The sequence below is a fragment of the Martinezella paranaensis genome (assembly GCF_014200235.1).
Taxonomy (GTDB): domain Bacteria; phylum Pseudomonadota; class Alphaproteobacteria; order Rhizobiales; family Rhizobiaceae; genus Rhizobium; species Rhizobium paranaense.
The window spans coordinates 217,273-238,248 of the sequence record NZ_JACHBI010000005.1 but is presented as its reverse complement, the minus strand read 5'-3'; the positions used below and the strand labels follow the sequence as shown (position 1 = coordinate 238,248).

At 59.0% G+C, this 20,976-nt stretch carries 24 protein-coding genes and 1 pseudogene; 10 read left to right on the top strand and 15 right to left on the bottom strand.

Going from position 1 to position 20,976, the window contains the following annotated elements; all coding sequences use genetic code 11:
- Window positions 1-6: 6 nt before the first annotated feature.
- The 9 genes from kdpB to GGD50_RS14785 all read right to left on the bottom strand — a co-directional run bounded on the left by kdpB (window position 7) and on the right by GGD50_RS14785 (window position 8,525).
- Entirely contained in the window at window positions 7-2,097 is a 2,091-nt protein-coding gene (gene kdpB / locus GGD50_RS14820) for a potassium-transporting ATPase subunit KdpB (RefSeq protein WP_183938104.1), read from the bottom strand.
- 223 nt (window positions 2,098-2,320) lie between these two features.
- Window positions 2,321-4,024 (bottom strand): potassium-transporting ATPase subunit KdpA, encoded by a 1,704-nt coding sequence (gene kdpA / locus GGD50_RS14815; RefSeq protein WP_183938103.1) that lies wholly within the window; start codon window positions 4,022-4,024, stop codon window positions 2,321-2,323.
- 32 nt (window positions 4,025-4,056) lie between these two features.
- On the bottom strand, window positions 4,057-4,146 hold the full coding sequence (gene kdpF / locus GGD50_RS14810) for a K(+)-transporting ATPase subunit F (RefSeq protein ID WP_034509905.1): 90 nt from the start codon (window positions 4,144-4,146) through the stop codon (window positions 4,057-4,059).
- 350 nt (window positions 4,147-4,496) lie between these two features.
- On the bottom strand, window positions 4,497-5,372 hold the full coding sequence (locus GGD50_RS14805; RefSeq protein ID WP_183938102.1) for an SDR family NAD(P)-dependent oxidoreductase: 876 nt from the start codon (window positions 5,370-5,372) through the stop codon (window positions 4,497-4,499).
- The gene (locus GGD50_RS14800) at window positions 5,369-6,160 is read right to left on the bottom strand and encodes a hypothetical protein (protein WP_183938101.1); all 792 of its coding nucleotides are present in this window, start codon (window positions 6,158-6,160) and stop codon (window positions 5,369-5,371) included. Before GGD50_RS14800 ends, GGD50_RS14805 begins: the two co-directional genes overlap by 4 nt.
- A 10-nt stretch (window positions 6,161-6,170) precedes the next feature.
- The gene (locus GGD50_RS14795; protein WP_210318862.1) at window positions 6,171-6,764 is read right to left on the bottom strand and encodes a protein-S-isoprenylcysteine O-methyltransferase; all 594 of its coding nucleotides are present in this window, start codon (window positions 6,762-6,764) and stop codon (window positions 6,171-6,173) included.
- A gap of 142 nt (window positions 6,765-6,906) precedes the next feature.
- A complete protein-coding gene (locus GGD50_RS14790; RefSeq protein ID WP_183938100.1) occupies window positions 6,907-7,485 on the bottom strand; it encodes a hypothetical protein in 579 nt (192 codons plus the stop codon).
- A gap of 141 nt (window positions 7,486-7,626) precedes the next feature.
- The gene (locus GGD50_RS32745; RefSeq protein WP_246451204.1) at window positions 7,627-7,746 is read right to left on the bottom strand and encodes an ABC transporter; all 120 of its coding nucleotides are present in this window, start codon (window positions 7,744-7,746) and stop codon (window positions 7,627-7,629) included.
- A 182-nt stretch (window positions 7,747-7,928) separates the two neighbouring features.
- Entirely contained in the window at window positions 7,929-8,525 is a 597-nt protein-coding gene (locus GGD50_RS14785; RefSeq protein ID WP_183938302.1) for a L,D-transpeptidase, read from the bottom strand.
- Window positions 8,526-8,836: 311 nt separating this feature from the next.
- Here GGD50_RS14785 and GGD50_RS14780 point away from each other — a divergent pair, with 311 nt between their 5' ends.
- Window positions 8,837-9,592 (top strand): SDR family NAD(P)-dependent oxidoreductase, encoded by a 756-nt coding sequence (locus GGD50_RS14780; RefSeq protein WP_183938099.1) that lies wholly within the window; start codon window positions 8,837-8,839, stop codon window positions 9,590-9,592.
- 77 nt (window positions 9,593-9,669) lie between these two features.
- Here GGD50_RS14780 and GGD50_RS14775 read toward each other — a convergent pair whose 3' ends face one another.
- The 4 genes from GGD50_RS14775 to GGD50_RS14760 form a co-directional block, all read right to left on the bottom strand.
- Entirely contained in the window at window positions 9,670-10,260 is a 591-nt protein-coding gene (locus GGD50_RS14775) for an IMPACT family protein (RefSeq protein WP_183938098.1), read from the bottom strand.
- An 865-nt stretch (window positions 10,261-11,125) separates the two neighbouring features.
- A complete protein-coding gene (locus GGD50_RS14770; RefSeq protein WP_183938097.1) occupies window positions 11,126-11,590 on the bottom strand; it encodes a nuclear transport factor 2 family protein in 465 nt (154 codons plus the stop codon).
- 220 nt (window positions 11,591-11,810) lie between these two features.
- The gene (gene cynS / locus GGD50_RS14765) at window positions 11,811-12,281 is read right to left on the bottom strand and encodes a cyanase (RefSeq protein WP_183938096.1); all 471 of its coding nucleotides are present in this window, start codon (window positions 12,279-12,281) and stop codon (window positions 11,811-11,813) included.
- A gap of 31 nt (window positions 12,282-12,312) precedes the next feature.
- The gene (locus GGD50_RS14760) at window positions 12,313-12,972 is read right to left on the bottom strand and encodes a carbonic anhydrase (protein ID WP_183938095.1); all 660 of its coding nucleotides are present in this window, start codon (window positions 12,970-12,972) and stop codon (window positions 12,313-12,315) included.
- 111 nt (window positions 12,973-13,083) lie between these two features.
- Here GGD50_RS14760 and cynR point away from each other — a divergent pair, with 111 nt between their 5' ends.
- Complete coding sequence (gene cynR, locus GGD50_RS14755; RefSeq protein WP_183938094.1) at window positions 13,084-13,980, top strand: transcriptional regulator CynR; 897 nt, start codon at window positions 13,084-13,086, stop codon at window positions 13,978-13,980.
- A 232-nt stretch (window positions 13,981-14,212) separates the two neighbouring features.
- Here the strand turns inward: cynR and GGD50_RS14750 are convergent, their stop codons facing one another.
- Window positions 14,213-14,851, bottom strand: coding sequence for a hypothetical protein (locus GGD50_RS14750; protein ID WP_183938301.1), 639 nt, complete (start codon window positions 14,849-14,851; stop codon window positions 14,213-14,215).
- Window positions 14,852-14,935: 84 nt separating this feature from the next.
- Here GGD50_RS14750 and GGD50_RS14745 point away from each other — a divergent pair, with 84 nt between their 5' ends.
- The 7 genes and pseudogenes from GGD50_RS14745 to GGD50_RS14715 form a co-directional block, all read left to right on the top strand.
- The gene (locus GGD50_RS14745) at window positions 14,936-15,148 is read left to right on the top strand and encodes a hypothetical protein (RefSeq protein ID WP_183938093.1); all 213 of its coding nucleotides are present in this window, start codon (window positions 14,936-14,938) and stop codon (window positions 15,146-15,148) included.
- Window positions 15,145-15,360, top strand: a complete 216-nt coding sequence (locus GGD50_RS14740; RefSeq protein ID WP_183938092.1) for a hypothetical protein — start codon at window positions 15,145-15,147, stop codon at window positions 15,358-15,360. The genes GGD50_RS14745 and GGD50_RS14740 overlap by 4 nt, the downstream gene beginning before the upstream one ends.
- Before the next feature lie 218 nt (window positions 15,361-15,578).
- Complete coding sequence (locus tag GGD50_RS14735; RefSeq protein ID WP_183938091.1) at window positions 15,579-15,977, top strand: hypothetical protein; 399 nt, start codon at window positions 15,579-15,581, stop codon at window positions 15,975-15,977.
- 3 nt (window positions 15,978-15,980) lie between these two features.
- Window positions 15,981-16,403, top strand: a complete 423-nt coding sequence (locus GGD50_RS14730) for a hypothetical protein (protein WP_183938090.1) — start codon at window positions 15,981-15,983, stop codon at window positions 16,401-16,403.
- A 147-nt stretch (window positions 16,404-16,550) separates the two neighbouring features.
- Entirely contained in the window at window positions 16,551-17,039 is a 489-nt protein-coding gene (locus tag GGD50_RS14725) for a ribonuclease H family protein (protein WP_183938089.1), read from the top strand.
- A 318-nt stretch (window positions 17,040-17,357) separates the two neighbouring features.
- A complete protein-coding gene (locus GGD50_RS14720) occupies window positions 17,358-17,501 on the top strand; it encodes a hypothetical protein (RefSeq protein ID WP_183938313.1) in 144 nt (47 codons plus the stop codon).
- Window positions 17,486-17,617, top strand: a pseudogene (locus tag GGD50_RS14715) (ABC transporter substrate-binding protein); the annotation flags it as partial. The gene GGD50_RS14720 and the pseudogene GGD50_RS14715, both read left to right, overlap by 16 nt.
- 369 nt (window positions 17,618-17,986) lie before the next feature.
- Here GGD50_RS14715 and GGD50_RS14710 read toward each other — a convergent pair.
- On the bottom strand, window positions 17,987-19,762 hold the full coding sequence (locus tag GGD50_RS14710) for an adenylate/guanylate cyclase domain-containing protein (RefSeq protein ID WP_246451202.1): 1,776 nt from the start codon (window positions 19,760-19,762) through the stop codon (window positions 17,987-17,989).
- A gap of 282 nt (window positions 19,763-20,044) precedes the next feature.
- On the opposite strand from GGD50_RS14710, the gene GGD50_RS14705 reads away from it, so the two are divergent.
- The gene (locus tag GGD50_RS14705; RefSeq protein ID WP_183938088.1) at window positions 20,045-20,953 is read left to right on the top strand and encodes an acetamidase/formamidase family protein; all 909 of its coding nucleotides are present in this window, start codon (window positions 20,045-20,047) and stop codon (window positions 20,951-20,953) included.
- The last annotated feature ends 23 nt before the right edge of the window (window positions 20,954-20,976 follow it).

Sequence of the window (20,976 nt, the reverse complement as noted above, 5' to 3'; positions counted from 1 at the left end):
AACTCCTTAGGCGAGGCCCATGGCGGTAACCGCCATGTCGATGGCCTTGATGCCGATGAAAGGAACGATGATGCCGCCGAGGCCGTAGATCAAAAGGTTGCGGCTGAGCAGGGCGCCCGCACCGATCGGGCGATAGCGAACGCCCTTCAGCGACAGCGGGATCAAGGCGATGATGATCAGCGCATTGAAGATGATCGCCGACAGAATGGCGCTTTGCGGCGTCGCCAGCCCCATGACGTTCAGCATCTTCAGTTGCGGGTAGAAGGCGATGAACATCGCAGGGATAATGGCGAAGTATTTGGCGATGTCGTTCGCGATCGAGAAGGTCGTCAGCGCACCGCGGGTCATCAGCAACTGCTTGCCGATCTCCACGATTTCGATGAGCTTCGTCGGGTCGCTGTCGAGGTCGACCATGTTGCCGGCCTCGCGGGCGGCGACCGTGCCGGTATTCATGGCGACGCCGACATCGGCCTGGGCAAGCGCTGGGGCATCATTGGTGCCGTCGCCGCACATGGCGACTAGCTTGCCCTTCGACTGCTCCTCGCGCATCAGCGCCAGCTTCATTTCCGGCGTTGCCTGGGCGAGGAAGTCGTCCACGCCGGCTTCGGCGGCAATGGCGGCGGCCGTCAGCGGATTGTCGCCGGTGATCATGACGGTGCGGATGCCCATGCGGCGCAGTTCCGCAAAGCGCTCGCGGATGCCGCCCTTAACGATGTCCTTGAGCTGGATGACGCCGAGCAGGCGGCCGTCGCGGGCAACCGCAAGCGGCGTGCCGCCGGCCTTGGAGATTTCGTCCGATATCGTCTGCAGGTCGCGGATCGTCTCGCTGCTGGTGCGCGACATGACGGTCGCACCCGCGTCGGAGGCTGGAGCTGCGCTGCCGTTGACATAGGCCAGCACTGCATCCACCGCGCCCTTGCGGATGGAAGAGCCTTCAAGATCGACGCCGCTCATGCGCGTCTGCGCGGTGAAGGGCACGAAAGTGGCCTTCAGGCTGGTCATGTCGCGGCCACGGATCGCATATTTCTCCTTGGCAAGCACGACGATCGAGCGTCCCTCTGGCGTCTCGTCGGCAAGCGAAGCGAGCTGCGCAGCATCGGCAAGATCCTGCTCCGTGACACCCCTGACCGGGCGGAAGGAGGTAGCCTGGCGGTTGCCGAGTGTAATCGTGCCGGTCTTATCGAGCAGCAGCGTGTCGACGTCGCCTGCGGCCTCGACGGCGCGGCCGGACATGGCGAGCACGTTGAAGCGCACCAGACGGTCCATGCCGGCAATGCCGATCGCCGAGAGCAACGCGCCGATCGTGGTCGGGATCAGCGTTACGAACAGTGCGACGAGAACCACTGTCGGGATCGAGCCGCCGGCATAGGCTGCAAAGCTCGGGATCGTCACCGTGGCCAGCACGAAGATCAGCGTCATTCCGGCAAGCAGGATGTTGAGGGCGATCTCGTTCGGCGTTTTCTGACGTTCCGCACCTTCGACAAGCGCGATCATGCGGTCGATGAAGGTCGAGCCGGCGGCCGCCGTGATGCGGACGCGGATTTCATCCGACAGCACCTGCGTGCCGCCGGTGACGGCGGAGCGGTCGCCGCCGGATTCGCGGATGACCGGAGCCGATTCACCGGTGATCGCCGCTTCGTTGACCGAAGCGACGCCCTCGATCACTTCACCATCGGAAGGGATGATGTCGCCGGCTTCGACCAGCACGACATCGCCGACCTTCAGGCTGGTGCCAGGCACCATCTTGTAATCGGTCCGGCTGTTGCCGGTCAGAAGCTTGGCCTGGGTTTCGGTGCGCGATTTGCGCAGCGACTCGGCCTGCGCCTTGCCGCGACCTTCCGCGACGGCTTCGGCGAAATTGGCAAACAGCACGGTAAACCAGAGCCAGATGTTGATCTGGAGGGAGAAACCGAGATTGCCGCCACTGGTCAAAAGATCGCGCAGGAAGAGGACGGTGGTGAGCATCGATACGACGGCCACCACGAACATGACGGGGTTCTTGGCAAGGGTCCGTGGGTTCAGCTTCTTGAAAGCGGCGCCCACGGCCGGGACGAGGATGCGAGAATCCAAAATACTCGCGGATTTTAACTGGCTCATAAGAGACTCCAGCGTGAAGAGGGAACGGCGGATCGGGATCGCCCGATCAACCCAGTAAAAATCTGAAGACGACAAGGCCGAGGATCAGTGCGACCATCGCAACCAGGATGGCGTCGGAAGCGCAGGCCATCCGGGCCGGGCCACGCCCCCCGGTCAAAGGGGCGTGGATCGATGGGCTTTCGAAGCCTGATGAGTTTGGGCTGCGACATCACATGCCATCTCCTTAGAAGGCCTGGCCGCTGATCATCGCCAGATGTTCGACAATCGGGCCAAGGGCAAGCGCCGGGAAGAAGGTCAGCCCGCCGACAATCAGGATCGTACCGACCAGCAGACCGACGAACAGCGGCCCGTCCGTGGGGAAGGTGCCGGCTGAGGCCGGGACCGTCTTCTTGGCGATCAGCGAGCCGGCGATGGCGAGCGCCGGAATGATGACCAGGAAGCGGCCGATCAGCATGACGATGCCAAGCGTGATGTTGTACCAGGGCGTGTTGCCGGAAAGACCGCCGAAGGCCGAGCCGTTATTGGCGGCTGCCGAGCTGTAGGCATAGAGGATTTCCGAAAAGCCGTGCGGACCGGGATTACCGATGGAGGCGACGGCGGTCGGCAGAACGGAGGCAATCGCGGTGAAGATCAACATGCCGGCGGGCAGGCAAAGCACGGCGAGCATCGCCATCTTCACTTCCTTGGCTTCGATCTTCTTACCGAGATATTCCGGCGTGCGTCCGACCATCAGGCCGGCCACGAAGATGGCGATGATGACGAACATCAGGATGCCGTAGAAACCGGCGCCGACGCCACCGACGATGACTTCGCCGAGCTGCAGGTTGATCAAGGGGATCATGCCGCCGATCGCCGTGAAGCTGTCATGCATGGCATTGACCGCGCCGCAGGACGCCGCGGTGGTTATGACCGCGAACAGCGACGACAGCGTGATGCCGAAGCGGACTTCCTTGCCTTCCATATTGCCGCCCTGGACGCCGAGCGCATGCACCAGCGGATTGCCGGCAGCTTCAGCCCAATAGGTGACGATGACGCCGGCGATGAACAGCACGCCCATCGCGCCGAGGATGGCCCAGCCCTGGCGCTGGTTGCCGACCATGCGTCCGAAGACGTTGGTGAGTGCCGCGCCGATCGCGAAGATCGCCAGCATCTGGATGAGGTTGGAGATTGCATCCGGATTTTCGAAGGGGTGGGCGGAGTTGGCATTGAAGAAGCCGCCGCCATTGGTGCCGAGCATCTTGATCGCAAGCTGCGAAGCGACCGGACCGACGGCGATCGTCTGCTGCGCGCCTTCGAGCGTCGTGGCATTGACATAGGAGCCAAGCGTTTGCGGCACGCCGAGATAGACGAAGACTAGCGTCATGACGATGCAGGCGGGAAGCAGGATGTAGAGCGTTGCCCTGGTCAGATCGACCCAGAAATTGCCGATCGCCTTGCCGGACGCGCGCGAGAAGGCGCGGATGAGCGCAATGGCGATTGCAATACCGGTTGCCGCGGAGACGAAGTTCTGGACGGTGAGGCCGGCCATCTGCACGAGATAGGACATCGTGCTTTCGCCGCCGTAGTTCTGCCAGTTCGTGTTGGTTACGAAACTGGTGGCGGTGTTGAACGAAAGTTCGGGGCCGATCGCGGCCATGCCGGCGGGGTTATAGGGCAGGCTCGCCTGAAATCGCTGCAGGAAATACAAGACAAAAAAACCGGCGAGGTTGAACAGCAACATGGAGATCGAATAGGTCGTCCAGTGCTGCTCCTCGCGTTCATCCGTTCCCGCAATGCGATAAAGCCCCCGTTCCAAGGGACCGAGGACATAAGAGAGGATCGTGCGCTCGCCAGTGAAGACACGCGTCATATAACCGCCGAGCGGTTTGACGAGCAGAAGGAGGATCCCGATATAGATCAGGATCTGAAGCCATCCATTGAAGGTCATGGTGGTAACTTTCCCTACCCGGCGCTATGGGATTAGAAGCGCTCAGGGCGAATGAGAGCGTAGATGAGATAGGCGGTGAGAAAGAGGGTTACGCCGCCACCGAGAATGTAATCCAGGAGCATTGGTGTCTCTCCGACTAAAGGCTATCGCAGGCTTTGGTGTAAGCGATGCACAGGATGAAAAATAAAACACCGATCCCGATAAGAAGAATGTCCATCATCGATCGTTGATCCTTAATTGTTCTTGTTGAACGCCAAAATAGATTGACGGCATCCTCGAAGAAGGCGCCCTCGTTTCTCCTTGGCGAGGAGATCATCTTGCGGATATCTCGGAGATCAATATGCGGCCGAACAGCATTAAGGTTCGAGACGGCGGGAGGGAGAAAGATATAAAAATCTTATAAATGCCGACCGGAGCGATTGGAGCGAAACTCCAGTAGGACACCGGGCCCAACGACCAAGTATAAAGCCCGTCAGCGACTTCCGGCACTCTGGCGACGGCCGGCGCCGCAACATTCATTGAACTTTTTGCCTGACCCGCAGGGACATGGATCGCCGCTGCGACGTTGCAATCGACCGACCAAAGGAAGCAGGACAACCGAAGGCAACAACCTCGCCGTAACGGCGACCAGTTTGGCCGAGATGCCGGGCACGACGAGACGGCGGCCGGATTTGAACCCGCGCCACGCGCGTTCGGCCACATAAGCCGAATCCAGCTTTGGCAGGATCTTGAATAGCGTCACCCGGCCGGCACCTGATTTTTCGAGGAACTCCGTGGACACCGGGCCTGGAGCGACGCATGTGACAGTCACCCCGGTGGCGCGCAGCTCCTGATGAAGCGCTTCCGAAAAGGAACGCACGAAGCTTTTGCTGGCATAATACAACGCCATATTCGGCCCCGGAAGGAAGCCGGCTATGGAGCCGAGATTGATCACGCCGCCGCGGCGCCGCGCCGCCATTTCCGGCAAAAAGCGAAGGGTCAGATCGGTGAGGGCGCGTATATTGAGATCAACGATCCCGAGCTGATCTCCGACAGGAAGAATGGTCGCCGCGCCGCGCAAGCCATATCCGGCACTGTTGATGAGGATGTCACAGACCAAACCGTTTTCGGACAAGAAATCACCGAGACGCGTCGATGCATCGGATGCTACGATATCCAACTCCAGTGTGTGCGCCTCGCCGCCGGCCTCCCGCACGTCAGTCGCGGCCGCTGCCAGACCTTCCGACGACCGCGCAACCAGTACGACGACAGCTTTTTCGCGGGCAACGATTTTGGCCATTGCCCGCCCGATGCCACGCGACGCACCGACGACGACGACCGCAAAACGAGCTTCTTCCTGAAGGCTCATCTCGCGGTTCCCAAGGCGGCCGCGCTGGGCACGACTTGACTCTGAGCAAGGCTTTTCACTTCAAAGGCAACGTCGTTGTTCAATATCTCTTCGAACCGCTCCAAGGCTCGCGCCACATTGGCTCCATCCATCACTCTGTGGTCGTAGTGGATGCGCACGGTAACCGCTCCGTTGTTGCTGATCGTGCCGTAGTTCAACAGCGTCGTCAGCGGCGTAAGCGGGTTGAGAGACTCTGCTCCGAGGCCCGAATAGACCGACAGTTGAAAAGTGCCAAAAAAGCGCGGCCTTTGTCTGCCGATGTTCAACCCCAACCACATCATTAGCCATCTAAGGGGGCCCGGCAGGCGTGCAAACTTCAGCATCCGCCGGAATTCCTTTACCTCGAGAACCGGGCGTGAGCGAGCCGCCATGGTGAGCGCTTCGAGCTCGACGATGGATCTCTTCTCGGGGCGCTTTATGAGGCTGAGCAAGACAACCCTCTCACCCTCATATTCGCGCTCGTGGGCAATTGAGGCCACGCTTTCCGGGTATTCATAAAGCTGCGCTCTGGGCAATTTGACGTAGGCGCGCCGCAGTTCTGGAATCTCGCTCGCGAGAAGCGCGTATCCCTTCAGGAAAAGGACGGTCCAGGACGGCCTCATTGCCTGCGTCTGCGTCGTCCTGGCGTCCAGCAGCGGGCCAATATTCATCTGCCGTTGCACGGTAACACGCGGCACACCGATCGAGAATCTCATCAAATCTCCGACAAGACGCCGTGATGCCGATAACTTGACGGTTCGCCCTCGCATAGTGCCACCTCTAATAGAGATAAGGGATAATTCGCTTCGTGCGATCCATATAGGCGCGGTACTCGGGGCCGAAATATTCCGACATCATACGCTCTTCCTTGTCTACACGCAGGAAATAAAGGACTGCAAAGCCCAACAAACCTGCCAATCCGACAACCCAATTCGATAGCAAAAAGGCTTGTCCAAGCCCCATGAGCAGGAAAGACGTGTACATGGGGTGGCGGACGAGGGCGTATGGGCCGCTGCTAACTAGCTGGTGCTTTTCGCGAATCTCCAGCGTTATCGACCAGTTCTTGCCGAGTTCCTTATGGGTCCTTCGGAAAAGCCACATTGCCGCCAAGTACAAAATCGTCCCGACGACGACTGTCCATGCGTGGGCAGGATAATCGGCCATCCGGGGAATGCCTGTCGCGACGTAGATTCCGGGCACAGCCGCAAGGCCCAGAAGAGCCGCAGCAAGCCCGATTCTCTCAATGTGTGAGCGTTGATCGCGGACAACCCGCAAGCGCTTGGCACGCCGCGCGAAAGGATATCGAATAACGTACCAGGCGACGACCCCGAGCACCCAGATGACTTCGCCGGCCCCAGATGCCGATACGATCAAATTGTTCACCCAAACCCTTCTGCGATTTGTGATCCTGCGACGCGCGGCGATATGACCACGCTCGCCCCTCAGCTTTCATCGACAATTTAGCGGAAGAATTGAATAGTACCAGAGTCGCGCGCCAACGCCGTGCAATAACGCCTCAAGCAGCATTTATCTCTCGGAGTTCAGTAATGAACTGTTGCGGCCTCAGCCAGATACCGGGGACCTTGTATCCCATGTGTTTTGCGATGTTCCCCACCCAGGCGTTGCAGTTGTCGACAGTTGCTTGCCACAGATGGGAAGAGGCCTGCTGCTTGCGTATGAAGGCAACAACATCAGCGTATTCGGCATCGCTGAGCATGACCCGCCAGCTAGCCGACCTGTACTGTTCCTCCAGGTCGCCGTCGGTTGCTCCGGTCGTGGCCGGCACTGGCACGAAATGGCCCAAGACGTAAGGCCCAGCATCTGGCGAGGCCGGCGCAAGGCCCGCGACTTCAGGATCGATCATCTTTCCATTTTCGTCGGCGCGTCCAAAGACCACGTAGGTATGGCCATAGGTGAGCGCATAACGCGAACGAAATTCGATAAAGTGACCAGCTTTGTTTTGAGCGGAGGTTGTTGCCGGGCCGTGGCGGTTGGAAGTGAACCGGGGTTGGGGGCTTTTGTCTTCCGTCTGGCACGACGCCGTCGCCAACGCCAGCAGGATTGCAAGCGAAAGGCCACCCATTCCACGCATCATCTGCACGCTCCATTAGATAACGCTAACAAGCCGGCGGCTCGAAGTTAGCGATCAATTCTTCGCCATGGTGATTGAAAGCAGGATCATCTGACAGGTAGGGAGGGGGGCCTAGTGCGGCCCCCCATTTATCGAAGATTAGGCTTACTTGTAGACTGCCGCTGCCGGCGGAGGGGCCTTGCCCTTTCCTTTGCCAATCGATCCGCAAGCGCTCAGATTGGCAACGGCCAAAACAGAGATGATTACCATTAGAATTCTGATCATCAAGAAGTCCTCTCTCCTCAGGATTGCATAAGATTCATCTAAGCAACGAATCAAATAGTAGTCACAACTAACATATTAGCCTAGTGCAGAAAAAACACACTTGTGACGGATTATCTGCGCTTTTTCGAACATTCGTAAGTTGACCATGATCAAACTGTCGAGTTCGATGAGCGAACACTCGATCAGATGACCAACACCCGCGTCCCCACCGGGGCGCGGCTATAGAGGTCAACAATGTTTGAGTTTGTCAGACGGATGCATCCGTTCGATACGGCATGACCTATCGACCAGGGGGCGTTTGTTCCATGCAGGCGGAACATGGTGTCATGTCCGTCCTGGTAGAGGTAAAGGGCGGCCGCGCCCAGCGGATTGAGCGGTCCGCCCGGCACACCATCCGCATATTGCATTAGGCGAGGCTTACGTTGCATCATGTCATCGGTGGGCTTCCAGGATGGCCACTCCGCCTTACGTCCGACGGTGGCTTCGCCTTTGAAGCTCAACCCTTCTTGGCCAACAGCGACGCCATAGCGCGTTGCCCGGCCACCTTGCTCGACGAAGTAGAGATAGCGCTCCGACGTATTGACAACAATCGTTCCCGGCGGTTCGCCTCCGTCATAGGCTACCTCTTGCCGCCGAAGGTTAGGATTTTCATCTGGATCCCTCCCAAAGACGTTATACCCAAGTGGTGGCCCATCCTCCGACCCCGACACGCATCCAGAAATCATTAAACTCAAACTACCGAGCACCAGCCCCCGGCGCGTAACGCGGCTTTCTTCCATTTCCACCTGCCCAGTAAAGATCAGCCCTGCGCTCGTGTTTAACATCGCTACGCTTTCAAGGCTATAATACATTAGCTGATTCTGATTGAGTTTGAAAAACATCGAAAACTGAGAGCTGTATCTGATATTATGTTGAGTGCGTGGCCTGGTACAAACGTGGGGCATGTACCAGGCAGTCGGATCGGGGAGGGGTTCGGGAATCGGCAGCGGCTTCCGGCCGCAGCAAAATGTGTGGTTGTGTATTGCCGATGAAACCACTTGCATCAACCATCGGCCTCTGCTCGATTAGCAGAAACTAAAAAGGGGGAACTATGAAGCTTGGCCTCGACGGAAAAATCGCGGTTGTCACGGGAGCGGCCTCTGGGATCGGCGCCGCGATTTCCCTTCAACTCGCGAGCGAGGGAGCTACGGTTGTTGTCGCAGATATTGATGCTGATGGAGCGCGTCGCGTCGCCGGCGAGATCTGCGGTCAAGGGGGCAAGGCCAGTGCTTTCGCAGTCGATGTTTCTGATGCAGAAGCCGTAAAGAGGTTGGTCGACTTCGCCGTGCAAACCCATGGTGGTCTGCATTTGGCGGTGAACAATGCGGGACTCGACGGTGTGCGAAAGGCAACCGCGGACTACCCGGTCGACCAGTGGCGGAAGTTGATGAGCGTCAATCTGGACGGCGCCTTCTATTGCATGAAATACGAGATCGCCGCCATGCTGTCGGGCGGCGGCGGCGCTATCGTCAACGTATCTTCCATTCTCGGTTCGGTTGCATTGCCCTTTGCATCGGCATACACGGCAGCCAAACATGGCGTTGTCGGACTGACGAAGGCTGCCGCAATCGAATATGCAAGAATGGGCATCCGAATCAATGCTGTCGGCCCTGGTTGGATCCAAACACCGCTTTTGTCAGAGCATTTGGAAGCAACGAGCAGCCGACGTATGGAAGCACTCCAGCCCATGGGCAGGCGCGGAAACCCTGAGGAAGTGGCAGCTCTCGTATGTTTTCTTCTGTCCGAACAGGCAAGCTTCATCACCGGGAGCTGCCATCTGGTGGACGGAGCTTACACAGCCCACTGAACAACACGGTCCCGCATAAGGTTAAAGCTGCATAAGGTGGAATCGGCACGCGCTTTCCTGGCCGGATTGGTGCCGGATCAATCATTCGTGCGAAGCGCCGAACGCCCATTGGTAAGGTCATTTATGAGTTGTGCGACGGTTTGGACAGCCTTTTGAGGCAACTGGATCGTCGCATCGCAGCCGTCGTCGCTGAAGTCTTGTTCGACAATACGAACCTGATCGAGGGAGGCGAGGCGTGCCTTGACCAGGGCCAAATCGCCAAACTGAATTTTCACCTGTGCGGCGATCATTGGAGTGAAAGCAGTTAACCTCGCTGCTCTCAGGCAGGCTGCGGCGGTACCGCCATATGCTCGCACGAGACCTCCCGTTCCGAGCAGTACGCCGCCGAACCACCTTGAAACGACCACAAGCACACAATCGACGGATTGGCCGTCGATTGCCGCCAATATCGGCTTCCCGGCCGTGCCGCTCGGCTCACCATCGTCCGAGAAACGATAGACTTGTCCGATGCGCCAAGCCCAACAATTGTGATTGGCGCCTGTCGCTGTAGCGATGATTTGAAGAGCGAGCTTCGCCGTCTCCTCACTATCGACAGGAATTGCAACCGCGCGAAACGTGCTCTTCTTGATGACCTGTTCGAAACTGCACTGTTCTTCAAGGCGAAACATCTTGATCCCACGCGATATAAGGTGCCGCGTTCGCTGCAAATCGCAGGAACCATGTGCAGCAACCGTAGTTTCTCCATAAATGATGGAGCCGAAAATGTATCGCGATTTAAACGGGTTCTATGAAAGAGGAGGGAGCCCTCGGGAGCCCCAGAAGAGGCCTCCGCGATTGACTGCAGGTCAGCAGAAATTGCTGATGTGGGCGCTTGGAATTGAGCTCCTGCTCCTATTCCTAGCACCAATTGGCGGCGTCTCTATTGTCAGCGCGTTACTGTACATCGCACGATAATGGTTGGCGCCAGGTCGCGCGCCCGGAGCCGATGGCTAGAAAGGGGCACGCTCGTCGTTCCCACCCGGCCCATGGCAGCGGGCTATCATGCTATCGCAGAGGGTCACCACCACTTTCAGCGCCGACTCACCTTTCCGATATGCTCCCAGCGAGGCAGCACCCGCATTGGCAAAAAAAGACTTCACCACCATCCACAATCGACCCCACGATCGTCCTATGAGGCTCAACCGCTGCTTTGGCAACATCGTAGTCATCGGAGGGCTCGGCGTACGAAGCCTGACTGGAAGACGTGACCAGCGGATCACGGGTCTCGCATTCCGGGAGGCACGATTCAAAAGTGTGCGTCGCAGTGTGCCGTTTCGAGGTTGCCTTTGGTCGGCTATACGGATCCGACAGCATTCCGCAAGGTCTTTGGCCGGTTGACGGGCGCGAGGCCAAACGTCTATCGCGGCGATGCGCGACTGTGACCGCAGCGGAATGTCATGCCCTGTGGTCATCGACGGGGGGCCAGCTTTCCTAACGACAGATCGCGCCAGTGCGGGCGGGCACTGACGCGATAGATCAGAACGGGTGTAGCGCTTAGAAGCCGAAATCGCTCAGCGACGGATAATCGTCCGGCCGCCGGCCGAGCGGCCAATGGAATTTGCGGTCCGGCTCAGCGATTGGCATCTCGTTGATGCTGGCGTGGCGATGCGACATCAGTCCGTCTTCGGCAAAAAGCCAGTTTTCGTTGCCGTAGGCGCGAAACCACTGCCCACCGTCGTCGCAATATTCGTAGGCATAGCGCACGGCGATGCGATTGTCCGTAAAGGCCCACAATTCCTTGATGAGCCGATATTCGTGTTCCTTGTTCCACTTGCGGGTCAGGAAGGCCTGAGCTTCTTCCCGATTGGTGGCGAATTCGACGCGGTTACGCCAGCGCGTATCGAGCGTGTAGGCCAGAGCGACCTTCGCCGCATCGCGCGTGTTCCAGCCATCTTCGGCCAAGCGGACCTTTTCGATGGCAGTCTCGCGGGTGAACGGGGGGAGAGGGGGACGTGTCATGGCTTTTCCTTTCGTGATTTGAGTGGTTTCGGCAAGCGCTGAGCCCGCAAGGGCCACAGCGGGGAGGGCGGCAATGAAAGTGCGGCGGTTCATACGAGTCTGCCTGTCAAACAATCGATCCGTACCGATTGGTACAGAAGGGGTGGGTTGGGGCGTATGGCTTCGAGAATTTGAAGGGTAGCCCAGACGCTCTAAGGCGCCGGGCTGCCTCATAGCGCGGTCAAAACGGCTTGGTCGGAAGGTACTTGCCGTCCAGCGTGATCACAGCGCGCGAACCGCCTTCCGGATCTTCAACCTTCTCGATGTTCAGCTTGAAGTTGATGGCGCTGATGATGCCATCGCCGAATTTTTCGTGGACCAGGGCCTTCAGCGTGGTCCCATAGACCTGCACGATTTCGTAGAAGCGGTAGATGGTCGGATCGGTCGGCAGACCGTTCCCGATGCTGCCGCGGACCGGAACTGTCTGCAGCAGGGCGATGGCGTCGTCGTCAAGGTCGAGTTTCTTGCCCACGGCTTTGGCGGCGTCCGCCGGAAGCGGGTGCTGGCCGAGCAGGGCGGCGGTGACGAAGGCCTCCGACAGACCGGTGCCCTTAGTGATCTGGGCGTAGGTCAGGTCTTTCTTGAGCTTTGATGCGAGGATGACTTCCGTCAGGTCCTGGCGAGTGGTCTCTGTGGCTTGTGACTGTAGCATTGGTATTCTCTCCTTGGTTGGGATGCAGGGTTCAGGCAACGCGCCTGGCTTGGTATTTGATGGCCTGGACGTCGGGATTGTCCGCAAGGGGAACGAAGGCGCCCCTGCTGCCATCGAAAGCTTCGATAAGGCCGCTCGCGATGTCGTAAATCCAGCCGTGCAGAGTCACGCGTCCCTCTTCGAGGGCCAACCGCACCGACGGGTGGGTCTGGATATTGGCGAGCTGCGCGATGACGTTCTCGCGCACCATAGATGCGACCTTGGAAGGCTGGTCCTGGTGCTGACGGGCTTCGTTCACGACCCGAGCGGAGTCTGCATAGCGCAACCAACTGGCCACGGCGGGCATGTGGTCGAGGCACTTGCACGTCGCGATGGCGGTCATCGCGCCGCAGTCGGAGTGGCCGCAGATCACGATGTCGGAGACCTGCAACGCCGCGACGGCGTATTCGACCGAGGCGGAAATGCCACCCGGCTCGGGGCCGTAGGACGGGACGATGTTGCCTGCGTTTCGGATGACGAAGAGGTCGCCCGGCTCGCGCTGGGTAACCAGTTCAGGCACCAGGCGGCTGTCCGAGCAGGAAATGAACAGAGCCCGCGGGTTCTGCTGATTTGCCAGATCCTTGAACAGCTTAACCCGTTCAGGAAAGGCCTCCCTCTGGAACTTCAGAAATCCGTCAATAATGTCTTTCATCGCTGCAATCTCCGTTTCTCGATCTGTTGAGATGAAGGCTAGGGAAGGCGTGGCATAATGTAAAAGTCTCGTTTATTATGAGGTGGATTAGATAATCTTATAGGTTTTGACATGCTCGCCCGACAGGTTCGTTATTTTCTCGCAGTGGCGGAGCATCAGAGCTTCACACGGGCCGCAGACGCCCTGCACGTCTCCCAGCCGGCGCTTTCGCAGCAAGTCAGGTTGATGGAGGAAAGCCTCGGCGTGCAATTGTTCGACCGATCGGGGCGTACGACCCGATTGACGGATTCCGGGGAGGTCTATCTGCAATACGTGCGCCGCGCATCGCAGGAGTTCCGGGAAGCCAAGCGCGCCATCCACGATGTGAACGACCTCAGCCGTGGTGCGCTGCGCGTTGCAGTGACACCGACCTTCACGACCTACCTGGTCGGACCCCTCGTTGAGGCGTTCTACAGTCGCTATCCGAATATCTCCCTCAACGTGCGGGAGATTTCCCAGGAGCATATGGAGGAATTGCTTCTCGCTGATGAGATCGATGTCGGGATCGCGTTTTCCGGCACCCTGACACCAGACCTCGATCTGTACCCCCTGTTGGTGGAAACCCTCGCGCTGGTCGTCAGAACCGGGCATCCTCTGGCAGGTGAAATGTCGATAGGGCTTGAGGCCCTGAGCACCGAGTCATTGGTGCTACTCAGCGCGGAGTTCGCCACGCGCGAACAGATCGATCGCTTCTGCCGTCAGCACAGCATTCAGCCGCATGTGCGGATAGAGGCCAACTCCATCAGCGCGGTGATTGAAATCGTCCGTAGGACGCGGCTCTCGACACTCCTGCCTGCAAAGATCGCGTTCGCACATCAGGATCTGGTCGCTATTGCACTCGATCCGGTGCGCTTGCAGCGCACGGCCGTTCTGATGCAGCGTAAAGATGCATACAGAAGCGCGGCGGCGCGGGTCTTTATCGAGCTTGCGAAGGAGGTAGCTTCTGAATTAGGCGGATCATTGATTTGATCTACTTATGCGGAATTGGGTAGCCACTGCACTACAGGCCAAAGCCAGTGCCGCAGCCGCGCGAACGCAGGTCGCAGCGGATCCCACCGGGCCATCGTCGACCAAGAGAACCCCAAGCTATCGGACGTAAGTGATGCGTCTCTAGCTGGCGTATCGGATCCGAATATGACTTTGTTGGCAAGACTGCGCTGATCGGGGGCGTGCCGCGGCAATCCGGAGAGAGACGCCAATCCTACCGAAGGAGGCCGTCGCGCCCGAACTCGTCCCATCCACTTAACCTGGTCGCGGCTTCCTCCGCGCGTTCAGTTTGTTCGGCTTTTTCCTTTTTCTTCAGCGAACGCGTCAGCTTCGCCTGATACGCGGCCCGCCTGCGATTTTCCGCTTTCGCCGCAGCGTCTTCCTCCCTCCATTCATCCACGGCGCCGCGATCGAGCAGATCCTCAACAACTCGGGGGTCGAATACGTGAAAGGTAATTCTCCTTGCGCGCCCTTGCAACCTGACCGTTCGCGTTCCGGCGCTGGGCAGGCGACCGTCGTCAAGCCAGCGCTTCCGCTCCGATGCGGTGATCGTCAGAATATCCTCGATCTCACGAGGAATGATCGGAAGGTCTGCGATGTCGTCGAGCGCACTGGAAACGGCCAATGCCGCTGCTCTGAATGCTGTCTTCGAAGTCTCTGGCATGACGAGGATGAGCCCGCCTGCCTGCATATCCAGCGACTTCCGGACCGGAGATGGTAGCCGGGAACGGATTTCCTGCAGGATTCCCTTCACTCTGACACCGGATCCGAGGGTCGCAACCACGGGAAGCGGCCACTCCCTGATCAGTTCGGGATCGTCGCTTTCCGTCTTTTTCGTCTTCATCTTAGGCATGTCGCAGCAGATGGTGTCGAAGGGGCCGAGCGTCAACGGAACTCCGGGTGATTTCCCACGTTCTCGCAGCGAGGAGGAACCCAGATGTCTGTGCCAAACGAGCCCATTGTGCCGCCGCCATCACCGCCGCCCGTCGACACGCCTCCGCGCGATCCCGACCGCGCACCCGGCGAGGAACCGCTTCCCGATCCCGAACCCGACCAGGGCGCCTCTCCAAGCGTGCGTGCTTCTGTCCATTGCCCGACCTGGGGCCTTCTTTGTCGGGGTGTTCGTCTTCAGCAGGAGGAGAGGCATTGACCACCAATTGGCGCGACGACTTGCGGCTTAAACTCGAAGATTTCGTCGACACGTTCGTAATCAATGGCGCCAAACAGGTCGACGTCTACAACGCTATTCAGAAGGAACTCGACTTCCTTAGAGCCGCGTACGACCGCGACCCTGATCCCACCGACGATCCCGGCGACGTGGTCGAGGAACCTTCAAACGACTGGCCCGCTTCCCAAGGCTGACCACGCCTTGGTTGCATAGGGTCAGCGCGCGTAGGCCCGGAGCTGTCGGTTTAGCGCAGGGGCCTGCGGGCGCGGTAGCGATTGGCGATGTTCACGGCAGGGCCGATTTGGTCGAGCAAACTCGTCGAGACTGACGGCCACCCCTCCTGTGTGGCCATCTTTCTTGACGAACGTGGCCACGCATCCCATGATCCTATTCAGCGAATGGAGATGAAGACATGGACGCGAGGATACTCAAGAAGGTGCAGGTGGCCCGCAACGCCAACAGGCAGGACATCACCGACGGCCTCGTGGAGACGATCATCCAGATCGGAGGCGATCCGCTGACCGTCAGGAAGGCGATGGACGAGCTGAGTGCGGTGCTTGGAAGGGCCCGCAGCGGCATTCCTCAGGTCATCGGCAACATGAAGAAGGCCGACGACATGGCGGTCGTGATCTCCGTCAAGGATCTCGCCGAACTCGTCACCGCCGCGCGGCAGCAGGAAACCTTCGGAGAAGCGCTCGACGCCATCGGTTTCAAGCCGTACTCCAGCGGCCGCATCATCGTCGGTCAGGGCCGCAAGCGCGAGCGCCTGCAGCGCAGCGACAATGCGTCTGGCGCGAAGATGGCCCTCTGACGCATGTTCTTGCTCTCAACGCAGGCGCTGATGGACATCATCTGCGAAAACCCGGACGTGACCGGATGGATCCGCCCGGTTCCGGCGCAGAACATTCATGCAAGCGTTGTTTCGGTCGCCCATGTCCAGGCTGAGATCCTCGCGACCCCGCTTGAAGAAGGTCGGGAGGTGATGGATCTGGCGCTCAGAGCGTTTGTGTCCTTCGCACGCAGGAACAATGCTCTCGAGCTCTTCGATGAAGGGGCGGGGGCCGTCTTCTCCCGGATCGCCCCGCGCGATCTCCAGGTCGATGGCGACGAGGATCTGGGCGACATGTCCCGCATGGTCGTGGCCACGGCCATCGACCGCAATCTCGTCCTGATCGAAGGATCGCAGCCCTATCATGGGCAGATCGACGGTCTCCGTGTCGAGGATCCATATCGATGAAGGCAGTAAGGCGATACCGCCGAACCGGAGGCGTATCTCCCGGCGTAGCGCCGTTCCAGATCCTGTCATTTTCGGGCGGAGGCTATCGGGCACTGTTTTCCCCTATCATCCTCGAGGATCTCTCCCTTTCGATACCATGGCCTCCGAATGACTGACGCGCTCCACACCTACACCGACGGCTCCTTCGATGCCGCCTCCCGCTCCGGAGGATGGGCTTTCGTTGTTTATGAACGTGACCGCCAGTTATATGCGGATTACGGCAACGGGATTGGCACATCGAACAACACATTCGAGGTCCTCGCCGTTCTGAACGCGATGGCCTGGATCGCCGCCGAGGCTCCGGCACGGTCGGTCACGCTCTGGACGGACGCTGTCCACGTCATCGAAGGCTGCTGTCGATGGAGGGCCATTTGGCGCACCAACGGCTGGAAGCGGATCACTCCGAACCCGCACGCGCGACGACGACCGATCAACGACATGGAGATCTGGCAACAACTCGACCGCCTTCTGGATCAGCGTCCGAATGTAGTCGTGAAATGGTGCAAAGGACATTCTGGGGCTGGCGGCAACGAACTTGCCGACACCCTGGCGCGCAACACCGCGCTCGGCGGTTATCGCAATCGATTTCAAGCTTAGAAAGGAGAAAAAGCAGGAAATCGACCACGAGATCCGCGAACGTCGCCAGGAACTCTATGCCCAGGAGAAACTGGACCGCTCGGATTGGAACGAGCTGTCCCAGGAGGAGAGAGAGGCGCACGAAATGACCTTTTACACAGTTTCCACACCAATGCCTAAAACGTCATTACACGGCAAAAAGCAACAGAACGAAAACCGCTCTGCTGTTCCATAATACATATTATCTGACTTTGGACTGTAGCCGCAAAGTTAGAATGTCCTGTTTCTGCAAAGTTGGAATGTCACACTCCCCGCGTTTGATGGCGTGGGAGATTGCGGATGGGACTGATTGCGATGAGCGAACGTGACCTGCAGCGGATTGAGGTTTTGTCGAAGGTGATCGACGGGCGGATGACCTTGGTCACGGCGGCGCATGTTCTTGACCTGAGCACGCGCCAGGTGCGGCGTTGTTGGCCTGGATGACTGACAATCAGGCGACCGGTGTAGATGGTGCCAAGCACTTCCTGAAGGAAAACGGGGACGTCTGGACCAAGTGGGTCTCGCCCGACGCTGCCAAGAAGATCAAGGCGTCGCTTTGACATTACCCCGCGGCATGGAGGATTGGCTACCCCGATCCTTCCAATAGCCGCACGCTCCCCTCCCGAGCGACAACGGCCGCGTCCTGATCGACGCGGCCGTTTGTATTCCTCCGCGGGTCTTCGCCGGCTGGCTACTTCGCTTCAAAACCCCTGTCGCGTGCCCGCTGGCGCATCTGCTGGCGCCTTGTTGCCCTGAGCGCGCTCTTCATGAACACCGTGTCATCCAACATCTCGGGCGAAACCCGGGAGGTTTTTTGTGTCTCGATGCGCCGATCGCCCGACTGCCATCGTGACCGAGATGATCGTTGGAAGGCAGCGCTCTCATCAAACCGCCGAACCCGAACTTTTCCTCGAGGCACACATCGATGCCTATTTTTCAATACGCCAAGATCCGTCCCAATCTTCGGATGGCGGGTTTGCCTTCAAATTTTCGATACGAGCAAGCAGAGCCAAGGAAGGTCCGTCATCGGGTACGACCTCTAGCGACGCCTTGAATGCGCGGAGTGCATCGTCCCATCGACGTTCGTGGTATGCTGCGAGTCCTTCCCGATATAGGTCTCGTGATGCCAACCGTTCTGGCGTCAGTTCGCCATTGCGTCCGAGCACTTCAAAAACGACCTCAGCACGGGTTTGGCCCGCGACGATGATCCGATCGACTTCCCTGAACTCGAGTGCGCTGCCCGCTGCGGCGATTGTTCTCTCGCTGACCAGATTGCGTGTGCCGTAAACCTTATTGGCGCCTTCCAAGCGCGAGGCGAGATTCACGACATCGCCCATCACCGTATAACTCATCATGATGTCGGAGCCGATGCTTCCGACCAATGCTTCACCCGTCGCGACGCCAATCCGCAAATCGCATTTCTCCATCGGCGTGCCGCGCACACCCAGCAGATCGGGAATTTCGCGACGCAACGTCTCGATGCGTTCAACCATTTCCAGCACAGCCAGACAGGCAAATCGCGCGTGATCGGCCTCGTCGACGAACGGAGGACCCCAATAGGCCATGATGCCATCGCCGACATATTTGTCGATGATCCCGCGGTTGGTCCGGATAGGTTCGGACATAAGCGAAAAGTAGCGGTTCATGATGCGGACCAAACCCTGGGGCACCAGGCCTTCGCTCAGGCTCGTAAATCCCCTGAGATCGCAGAACAGCACCGTCATGAACCTGCGCTGACCTTCGGCTGCCGTCAGGTTCGGGCGATCGATAAGACCTTCCACGACGCGGGGATCAATGTATTTGCCAAAAGTTTCCCTGACGCGCTGGTTGTCGCGCAACTGCACGACCATGCGGTTGAACGCGGCGGCCAGTTCTCCAATTTCGTCGCGCGTCGTGATATCGATGGATTGATCGAGATGGCCGGCCTCGACCGCCCGCGTACCCTCCAGCAGTTGTCGGACCGAGCGAATGATGCCGCCGCTTACAAGGTTGGCGAAAATCAACCCGAGGACTGCGGCAAGCAACGTCGCGATCGCAGAGATGAGCACCGCTTGGGACTGCTGTCCTCTAATCGTCGTGATGGCGCCATGGCTCACTTTCTGCATCTCGTCCCGAAGATCGTCGATCCTTTGATCGAGCTCATCACGGAGCGCGTCGACACGCGGAAGGCGGTCTATCGCAGCCGCAAGGTCCCGAGCTTCGAGGGATGAAATCAGTTCCCCACTTTCCTGACGCAGAAGACGGCGACCGTCGCTCAGCAGACTGCCGATCTGGCTCTCGATGCGTGCCAGCGCCGCGTCGTCAGAAGGTGTATTGGTATCTGCAATGATCGCGTTGATGAGGTCACGCGCAGCCTGCGCCTCACGGTCGATTTCGTCATTTTTGGCATCGTAGAGTTGCTTGCGAGCCGTATAGCCCGCCTCATCGGGCGGATCCTGCATCTTTGCGATCACCATGCGGCGCAGCGCGAGTGCTCTTTCAACAGACAGAACATGGATCCGCCTCAAATGCTCGTTGGCCGGATCATACCTTGCCGTCAGCTCATCGAGCAGATGGCCAAGCCGCCCAACCATCACCATCGACAGCACGGAAGTTGCCATCATAAGGATGATCAAGCCGGCAGCAATCGAGACGATCCGCCTCCTGATCGACTGCTTGATCATCGAGCCGGAAAGTTTCCTTAAGTTCTGGAAGAGTGAGAACATTTGATATGTCTTTTCCCCCTCATACGCGCACTCTATCCCGCCTCGATTGTCGTAGCATAAAGCTGCCTATGGTTGAAGACGAACCTCGAAAGCTACCAAGCGCCGGCTTTATTTTGGGCTGTACTTTTTTGGGTCATGAGGACGAGAGAGATCTCGTCCGGCCTGCTGGCCGGCGGCAAGTTCGCGGTGACAAATTGCGTGCTTTCGCCATTCTGCTCTTTCCGTCATGGCCGAAGCCGGCATAGGCTGGGCGGACCAAATTTCAGACAAGGCTGACGCTCCATGGCAACGCACCGCTTTACCCCAACGGCCTATCACAATGTTATGGGCTCTCTTCCTCCGGCTTTACACATCGCCGATGGCGATACGGTCGTCACCGAAACGCTCGATGCCGCCGGCTATGACAGGGAAGGCATCCAGCGAGCCTCAGGCCCGAATCCGATGAACGGCCCGATTTTTGTCGAGGGCGCGGAACGGGGCGATTCACTGAAGGTCGAAATCCTCGGCATGGTTCCGACGCGCGACACGGGCTTTACCCGAAGTGTCGTTGCCGGCAATGTCGTCGAGCCGGAAGACGTGCGGACCCTGCCGCCAAGCAACAAGGTCATCTGGCAGATCGATCGCGAGGCATCGACCGCCCGGCTTGCCGAGCCGGTCGCGGGCCTTGAGTCTTTCGTGCTGCCGCTGTCGCCGATGATCGGCTGCTTCGGCGTCGCCCCCTCCCTCGGCCAGGCCATATCCACCGCCACCTGCGGCGAATTCGGCGGCAATATGGATTACCGGCTGCTCGGACCCGGCACCACGATCTGGTTCCCGGTCTCGGCCCCGGGCGCCCTCCTCTTCCTTGGCGATTGCCATGCCGTGCAGGGCGACGGCGAAATCGTTGGGACCGGCATCGAGACCACCTTCGAGGTAACGGTGCGGCTCAGCGTCGAAAAGAAGAAGATCATCTGGCCGCGCGGCGAAACGGCGGAGGATATTTTCACTGTTGGTAATGCCCGGCCGCTCGACCAGGCGCTACAGCATGCGACCAGCGAAATGCTCCGCTGGCTGACCTCCGACTACGGCCTCGACAAGACCGCCGCCAGTCATCTGCTTGGCCAAGTCGTGCGTTATGACGTCGGCAATGTGTTCGATCCCGCCTATACGATGGCCTGCCGCGTCGCGAAAGCCTGGCTGCCGCGGCGATAACGCCGAAGCCCGCTTTTCAACCG

What these genes read in the sequence shown, in the direction of transcription:
- kdpB (WP_183938104.1), bottom strand. Translation starts at nt 2,097, where the DNA reads ATGAGCCAGTTAAAATCCGCGAGTATTTTGGATTCTCGCATCCTCGTC.
- kdpA (WP_183938103.1), bottom strand. Translation starts at nt 4,024, where the DNA reads ATGACCTTCAATGGATGGCTTCAGATCCTGATCTATATCGGGATCCTC.
- kdpF (WP_034509905.1), bottom strand. Translation starts at nt 4,146, where the DNA reads ATGCTCCTGGATTACATTCTCGGTGGCGGCGTAACCCTCTTTCTCACC.
- GGD50_RS14805 (WP_183938102.1), bottom strand. Translation starts at nt 5,372, where the DNA reads ATGAGCCTTCAGGAAGAAGCTCGTTTTGCGGTCGTCGTCGTCGGTGCG.
- GGD50_RS14800 (WP_183938101.1), bottom strand. Translation starts at nt 6,160, where the DNA reads ATGCGAGGGCGAACCGTCAAGTTATCGGCATCACGGCGTCTTGTCGGA.
- GGD50_RS14790 (WP_183938100.1), bottom strand. Translation starts at nt 7,485, where the DNA reads ATGATGCGTGGAATGGGTGGCCTTTCGCTTGCAATCCTGCTGGCGTTG.
- GGD50_RS32745 (WP_246451204.1), bottom strand. Translation starts at nt 7,746, where the DNA reads ATGATCAGAATTCTAATGGTAATCATCTCTGTTTTGGCCGTTGCCAAT.
- GGD50_RS14785 (WP_183938302.1), bottom strand. Translation starts at nt 8,525, where the DNA reads ATGGAAGAAAGCCGCGTTACGCGCCGGGGGCTGGTGCTCGGTAGTTTG.
- GGD50_RS14780 (WP_183938099.1), top strand. Translation starts at nt 8,837, where the DNA reads ATGAAGCTTGGCCTCGACGGAAAAATCGCGGTTGTCACGGGAGCGGCC.
- GGD50_RS14775 (WP_183938098.1), bottom strand. Translation starts at nt 10,260, where the DNA reads ATGTTTCGCCTTGAAGAACAGTGCAGTTTCGAACAGGTCATCAAGAAG.
- GGD50_RS14770 (WP_183938097.1), bottom strand. Translation starts at nt 11,590, where the DNA reads ATGACACGTCCCCCTCTCCCCCCGTTCACCCGCGAGACTGCCATCGAA.
- cynS (WP_183938096.1), bottom strand. Translation starts at nt 12,281, where the DNA reads ATGCTACAGTCACAAGCCACAGAGACCACTCGCCAGGACCTGACGGAA.
- GGD50_RS14760 (WP_183938095.1), bottom strand. Translation starts at nt 12,972, where the DNA reads ATGAAAGACATTATTGACGGATTTCTGAAGTTCCAGAGGGAGGCCTTT.
- cynR (WP_183938094.1), top strand. Translation starts at nt 13,084, where the DNA reads ATGCTCGCCCGACAGGTTCGTTATTTTCTCGCAGTGGCGGAGCATCAG.
- GGD50_RS14750 (WP_183938301.1), bottom strand. Translation starts at nt 14,851, where the DNA reads ATGCCTAAGATGAAGACGAAAAAGACGGAAAGCGACGATCCCGAACTG.
- GGD50_RS14745 (WP_183938093.1), top strand. Translation starts at nt 14,936, where the DNA reads ATGTCTGTGCCAAACGAGCCCATTGTGCCGCCGCCATCACCGCCGCCC.
- GGD50_RS14735 (WP_183938091.1), top strand. Translation starts at nt 15,579, where the DNA reads ATGGACGCGAGGATACTCAAGAAGGTGCAGGTGGCCCGCAACGCCAAC.
- GGD50_RS14730 (WP_183938090.1), top strand. Translation starts at nt 15,981, where the DNA reads ATGTTCTTGCTCTCAACGCAGGCGCTGATGGACATCATCTGCGAAAAC.
- GGD50_RS14725 (WP_183938089.1), top strand. Translation starts at nt 16,551, where the DNA reads ATGACTGACGCGCTCCACACCTACACCGACGGCTCCTTCGATGCCGCC.
- GGD50_RS14720 (WP_183938313.1), top strand. Translation starts at nt 17,358, where the DNA reads ATGGGACTGATTGCGATGAGCGAACGTGACCTGCAGCGGATTGAGGTT.
- GGD50_RS14710 (WP_246451202.1), bottom strand. Translation starts at nt 19,762, where the DNA reads ATGTTCTCACTCTTCCAGAACTTAAGGAAACTTTCCGGCTCGATGATC.
- GGD50_RS14705 (WP_183938088.1), top strand. Translation starts at nt 20,045, where the DNA reads ATGGCAACGCACCGCTTTACCCCAACGGCCTATCACAATGTTATGGGC.